General features: G+C 60.5%; 1 protein-coding gene. It reads right to left on the bottom strand.

The annotated features are described in order from the left end of the window. Positions 1–17 precede the first annotated feature (17 nt). Complete coding sequence (locus GY791_15885; protein ID MCP4329907.1) at positions 18–1,103, bottom strand: IS110 family transposase; 1,086 nt, start codon at positions 1,101–1,103, stop codon at positions 18–20. Between the last annotated feature and the right edge of the window lie 245 nt (positions 1,104–1,348).

The raw sequence follows: 1,348 nt of genomic DNA, 5'->3' as shown, positions 1-1,348 counted from the left end.
TGTCAGACGCTCCCTTGTCAAGCGGCGGCCGTGGTGGGCGTTGTTCTGGCTTTTTCGTCTTTCCACATTCGGCGGATGACGCGGTTGGCGAGGTGGCGTTTGTGGGCTCTTCTGGCTTCGCGGCGGGTTTTGCCCTCTCGGGTTTTCCGGTCGATGAATGTTTGGGCGTCTTGACGGTCGCGTTGTTGGGTGACGCTGGCGATGTAGAGCACGCTGTTGATGCGCCGGTTTCCGCGGAAGTCGAGACGATGTTTGACTGGTTCACCGTGTCCTTCTCCCGATGAGAGGGCGACAGCTCCGGTGCCGCACCAGCGTGCAAACTTGGATTCTCGGGCGAACCGGAACGGGTCACCAACCTCGCATAGGAGGGTTGCCGCGGCGATGGGGCCGATGCCGGGTTCGTCACGTAGCGTGGTGCCGTGCTGGTCCAAGAGATCATCGAGGAGCCGCTCGAGACGGCGAATCTCGCGTCGGGCTTGCCGGTCTTGATCGATCAGCGGCAGCAGCCACGACAGCCGATACTCGCCGGCGATGGTTGAAACCAGGTTGGTGTCGATGGATTCGAGACGGCGAAGCCTCGACTCGATCTTGCCTTTTGATTCGAGCTGGTCGCGGATCTCGATGGGAAGTTTGACGATCTGATCGGCGGCGTAATGCAACATCAGGGTGCGGGTTTCGACCAGTGCCCGTCGGTGTTCCAACACCGCTTCGATTTTGGCAACCAGCGGGTCGTAGACGTCAAGGGCTTGGACTGGTCCCAGGGTCGGTTCAGCCAGCAACGCCCGAGCCACCGATAGGGAATCGACAATGTCGGTCTTAGCCAGACGGCGTGCCCGGCGTTGAGTCGCCGAACGTTGGGCTGGGACCTCCCGAGCATCGAAACCGGCAGCAACCAGGGCGATAGCCACATGGGCACCCCAGCTGGCTGATCCCTCAACCCCGACCATCACAACACGGTGAGTGGCCAACAAGTCTATGGCGTCAACAAACCCGGCTGTGGTGTTCGGGAAGGTCTCAGCTGTGGTTTCGACACCGTTGTTGTCAACAATGCCGACTGTGAACTGGTCCTGATGCGGGTCGATACCTGCGACAGATACTGTCATGATGTGTTCCTCCTGCTCGATTGATACTCCGGGTAGGTCCGGGATCGGCAGGGGCGCTTCGTCACATCCGAGTCGAGTAACACAGGCTCCCTTTAAGACAGGAGCGCACCTGCCGGCCCCACACTCGGTGCGACAGGTCTGACAACAGGCACAAGGCCACATTCTTGGTTAAGTCATCACCGAGCGCAGGACCGAACCGTAACCCCCTGGCAGGAGGCCCGGCGAGCATCAGGATGACACTCGGA

It is taken from the genome of Alphaproteobacteria bacterium, from assembly GCA_024244705.1.
GTDB lineage: Bacteria > Pseudomonadota > Alphaproteobacteria > JAAEOK01 > JAAEOK01 > JAAEOK01.
The sequence above is the reverse complement of the archived record's forward strand: the minus strand, read 5'-3'. Positions and strand labels throughout refer to the sequence as shown.